Genomic DNA, 4,296 nt, shown 5'->3' with positions numbered 1-4,296 from the left:
GCTAAATACAGCCTTATCAAACTCAGGCACCATCTGCCCTGGTCCAAATTGCCCTAAATCTCCACCATTATTTGATGAGGGACAAGTAGAGTACTGTTTTGCAATCTCTGCAAAATCTGCTCCGTTTTCTATCTCTGTTTTTAATTCATTACACTTTGCTTCACTATCTACTAATATATGTCTTGCTGTTGCCCATGCCATACTTATTATCCTTAATTTTGTTTCACAAAATGAAGGGAACCTCTTTCTTTGAAAGAGGTTCCCTTCAGCAGGAGGCTCATCGCACTGGTGCGATTTTATCTGCTTTTTGTTTATGCAATTTTACAGTAAGTTTTATTACTTTAAAATTTATTAATCAACTTAAGTAAATCTAATTCATATTATAATCATGTAGTTAATTTTGTATTATACAAAAAATAAAAATGGAGTAAATATGAAAAATATTATCTTAGCCCTTATCGTTGCGTTTAGTTTTATAGGATGTAGTTCTAAAAGTGATGAGCAAACAGCGAATGCTACACCAAAACTTGTTGTAGGTAAAAGTCTCTCTGAACTTAAACTTAACGACCAAAATGAAAAACCACAAACAATCTCTAAAGAGACTAAAATTGTCTTTTTCTCATTTGCAAAGCCGACAGGTCATGCTTGTAACGATTTTCTTGAGTCAAAACCTGCAAACTTTTTACAAGAGCATAATGCTATTTATGTAGCAGATGTGAGTGCGGCACCTTCACTTATTAAAAAGATGTTTATTCTGCCTGACTTAAAAGATTTGAAATTTCCTATCTTATTGATTAACAATGATAAACTCTCTGCAGAGTATTCAAAAGGAATGAATAAAGATAAGATTGTTGTTGTGCATCTTGATAATGAAAAAATTGTTAGCATCGAAAATTTAGCCGATACAAAAGCGCTAGACACTCTCTTTCATACAAAATAGCAAGTACCCTCTGGGTATTTGTTTATAGAAAAGCAATAGAATCTACAATTTTATCAGGAACAACTCCCCGTTTTAAATCTTTTTCACTAAATTTTCCAGTTTTTACCAGTATCGCTTTAAGTCCAGCTTTTTGAGCACCCTCAATATCTCCCTCTATATCATCACCAATCATAATGCACTCATTAGGATTTACACCCATATCTTTACATGCTAAATGATAAAAAGCTTCGCTCGGCTTTCCTATAAGTAGCGCTTCTTGTCCACTTGCATACTCCAAGGCACTTACAAAACAGCCTGCATCCATACTTAGCTCATTATCAGCATCTTTGAAGTATCTGTTTTTGGCAATCGCCACAAGCTCCGCACCACTATTTAAGACTCTGAACGCAGCGTTTAGGTTTGCATAGCTAAAATTATCTTGTGCATCACCTACAACCACATACTTTTGCGGGTACTCCTTCATATCTTCAAAAAAAGCAAGCGCATCATCTGTGAGTAAAAATTTCGCTGTACTTTTCTTGCTTTGTAAAAACATTTTCGTTACATCTAAGGCTGTCAGTACCTCATTGGCATCTATTTTAAATCCTAATTCTTGAAGTTTATCTACAACCTGTGCAGAAGTTTTTTGTGTTGTATTTGTAAGAAATCTTATGGGATAATGCTCTTTAAGATGCCTAACTGCTTCGATGGCACCCTCAATGGGTACATCACCGACATATAAAACACCACCAATGTCACATAAAACAGCTTTTATTGATGAAGATAACATATAATCTCCTTATAAATCACTACATAAGCTCAAGCAAAACAGTATCTCGCTTTGTAGTCTCTACACGCCTACAAGCAGACTCAAACGCAGCACCCTCTCCTATGAGGATGCACTTGTGTTTTGCCCGTGTTATTGCAGTGTATATTAATTTTGTATTGTGCATAATAAAGTGCGTAAAACTCATAGGAATGACAACTATGTCATACTCCATCCCCTGCACTTTGTGTACGGTAAGTGCGTATGAGAGCATAAGATGTGAGCGAAGTTCATCATACTCATACTGAACAACTACATCCTCATTTGGATAAAAAACAAATGCCTGCTCCTCTTCACTATCTATCTTAAAAAGCAGTCCACTCATTCCATTGAAAATTCTTCGCTCTCTTACATCTTCCCCATTTTTAAAATCCTCAGCACTCCATGAATTCATATTTTCATTTTTTGTATGGACTACTTTATCCATCAAACGGAACTCTTGTTCCCCTTTTTTGATGCACTTTTTAGGGTTCGGATTAAAATACTCTTGCAAAACTTTATTTAAGTTTGTCGTACCTAAAGAGCCACCTTTCATAGGGGTAATTACCTGAAAATAGTTTAGGTACTCTTTTATCTGCTTATTGTTAAGTCGGTATCTCGCTTTTTCTATGGACTCCACAACACGGTGCAACATCTCTGCTATGATATTTTGAGAATTTTGCTCTCGCACCTCTTTTAACTCCTCTTGAGAGAGTTGCTGTTTTAGAGCATAGTAGTTGGCAATACTTAAATCTATAAACTCAAAGTCATCATATTTGGCTCTATACTCAGGCACTTCTCCTTGACGAATTTGGTTGGCTATAAGTGCAATGGCTTGCTCTTCACTCTGTCTATAAATCTTTGTAAGTTTTACAATAGGAACAAGGTTTAGTGTAAGAACATCACTCAAAACATTTCCAGCACCAATAGGTGGTAACTGGGCATCATCTCCTACAATTATAACAATAGCCTTTTTAGAAATCTTACTCATTAAGCGTGCGAACAAAGAGGAATTTATCATCGAAGCCTCATCTATTAGAACAACTGAATAGGGAAACATATCACTCCCCTCATGTTTAACTAAAAGTGACTGAATGGTCGCAGACTCAAAGCCTGTTGTATCGCTAATTCTTTGAGAAGCTATACCACTTAGGGCACAGGTCATTATCTCTTTTGCATCATATCTTGTGTTGAGTATCTCTAGTATGGTTTTACTTGTTGTACTCTTTCCAGTTCCTGCATAACCCACTAAAAAAAGAAGACTTACGCCATTGTTTATCATCTGAACTGCCTCTTTTTGTTCGGCTCCAAGCTTGAGAGAACTCTCCTCTAAAAAAGCATCAAGATTTTTCACAAAACCGCCGCTGTCATGCTTCGCTCGTGTGCGAAAATCATCATACAAAAACTTCTCAGCATCATAGAGCCGTGCAGGTGAAACTCTCTCATTTTTCATCACCACTATGCTCTGTTCTGCCACTCGCTCAACCAAAGCCGCTTCATAAAGATGCCTCTTATCAGTAAACCCAAGCATCTCATCAAGTCCACCAAAAAGCACCTCTTTTGCAATGCAGGAGTTCCCCTGAGCCTCACAATAGTTAAGCAATACATAATCCATCGCAGAACTTATGCGTTTTTCATTCTCTGGTGCTACTCCCATTTTAAGCGCAAGTTCGTCCGCGCGTTTAAAACCTATGGAATTAATATTTGTAAGAATATAGGGATTCCCTTTAATCTTCGTGCAGGGCTCATCCACATCTTTCATTGCTGTAGCTATAGTGGTGAGTAAAACGGGGGAGACTTCATAGGGAGTAAGAAATTCACCCAAACGACGCATAGAGCGAAACTGTTTCCATGAAGCCTGAATTTTTTTGAGGCGTTTCTCTTTTATACCTTTAAATTCCAACAATTTTTCGATGTCGTTATCAAGAATATTGACAAGCTCTTCTGAGCCAAAATGTTCAATAAGGTCAGCTGCAAGTTTTTTCGTAAAGCCTTTTATGATTTTATTTAAGAAGAAAAAAAGTTCATTTTGATTGACTTTTATGGCATCAAATTTAAAAGTTTTGCCATATTTTTTATGCTCATGCCACTCACCTTCAAGAGTAATGGCAGAACCTTTAATGTTTGAAACATCACTCTCAAAGTAGCTTCCGCTTACCCTTTCACCGCTCTTTAAAACTGCGATGAAAAAGCCGTCATCACCTTCAAATAGTATGCGGTCAATCTGTCCAATGAGTGTCAAAATACTACTCTGTGACTATTGCGAAACTTTGCTCGAGTATCTCTTTATGTGATTTTATAAATGTGTTGAGATCTTTGAGTTTTAACTCTTTTATCTTTTTTAATTCTATTTCGGAGTGATTAAGAGCAAAACCTTTGTAGTAGTCCATAAAAGTACGGTTGAGTCTTTGGCTCATAGTCTCTACACGAAGGGGTTCACTACCTAGTAAAAATTTCTTTGTTTGCTCCAACTCATCCGCGGTAACACCCTCTTTTACAAACTTAGCAATGACATCTTTTACAGTCTTTTTCGCTTCATCCATAGTATCAAGTTTTGTCTGCAAATATCCTG

Annotated in this window: 4 protein-coding genes and 1 pseudogene; 1 reads left to right on the top strand and 4 read right to left on the bottom strand. The window is 36.7% G+C overall.

Going from position 1 to position 4,296, the window contains the following annotated elements; translation table 11 throughout:
• Positions 1 to 201 (bottom strand): peptidylprolyl isomerase (locus MVY38_RS03975; protein ID WP_297483798.1); only part of this gene is annotated, 201 nt, incomplete at its 3' end.
• Between the two features lie 232 nt (positions 202 to 433).
• Here MVY38_RS03975 and MVY38_RS03970 point away from each other — a divergent pair.
• A complete protein-coding gene (locus MVY38_RS03970; RefSeq protein ID WP_297483797.1) occupies positions 434 to 940 on the top strand; it encodes a hypothetical protein in 507 nt (168 codons plus the stop codon).
• A gap of 22 nt (positions 941 to 962) precedes the next feature.
• Here the strand turns inward: MVY38_RS03970 and MVY38_RS03965 are convergent, their stop codons facing one another.
• From MVY38_RS03965 to MVY38_RS03955, 3 genes and pseudogenes are all read right to left on the bottom strand, one after another.
• Entirely contained in the window at positions 963 to 1,709 is a 747-nt protein-coding gene (locus MVY38_RS03965) for a TIGR01458 family HAD-type hydrolase (RefSeq protein ID WP_297483796.1), read from the bottom strand.
• A 19-nt stretch (positions 1,710 to 1,728) separates the two neighbouring features.
• The gene (locus MVY38_RS03960; RefSeq protein WP_297483794.1) at positions 1,729 to 3,966 is read right to left on the bottom strand and encodes an AAA family ATPase; all 2,238 of its coding nucleotides are present in this window, start codon (positions 3,964 to 3,966) and stop codon (positions 1,729 to 1,731) included.
• A 4-nt stretch (positions 3,967 to 3,970) separates the two neighbouring features.
• A pseudogene (locus MVY38_RS03955) lies at positions 3,971 to 4,296 on the bottom strand (insulinase family protein); the annotation flags it as partial.

The organism is Sulfurimonas sp., assembly GCF_027056685.1.
In the GTDB taxonomy this organism is placed as follows: Bacteria; Campylobacterota; Campylobacteria; order Campylobacterales; family Sulfurimonadaceae; genus Sulfurimonas.
Note: the sequence above shows the minus strand (reverse complement) of the source record. Positions and strands in the feature narration are given on the sequence as shown.

Coding starts and splice junctions, on each gene's coding strand:
- MVY38_RS03970 (WP_297483797.1), top strand. CDS start 434: ATGAAAAATATTATCTTAGCCCTTATCGTTGCGTTTAGTTTTATAGGA.
- MVY38_RS03965 (WP_297483796.1), bottom strand. CDS start 1,709: ATGTTATCTTCATCAATAAAAGCTGTTTTATGTGACATTGGTGGTGTT.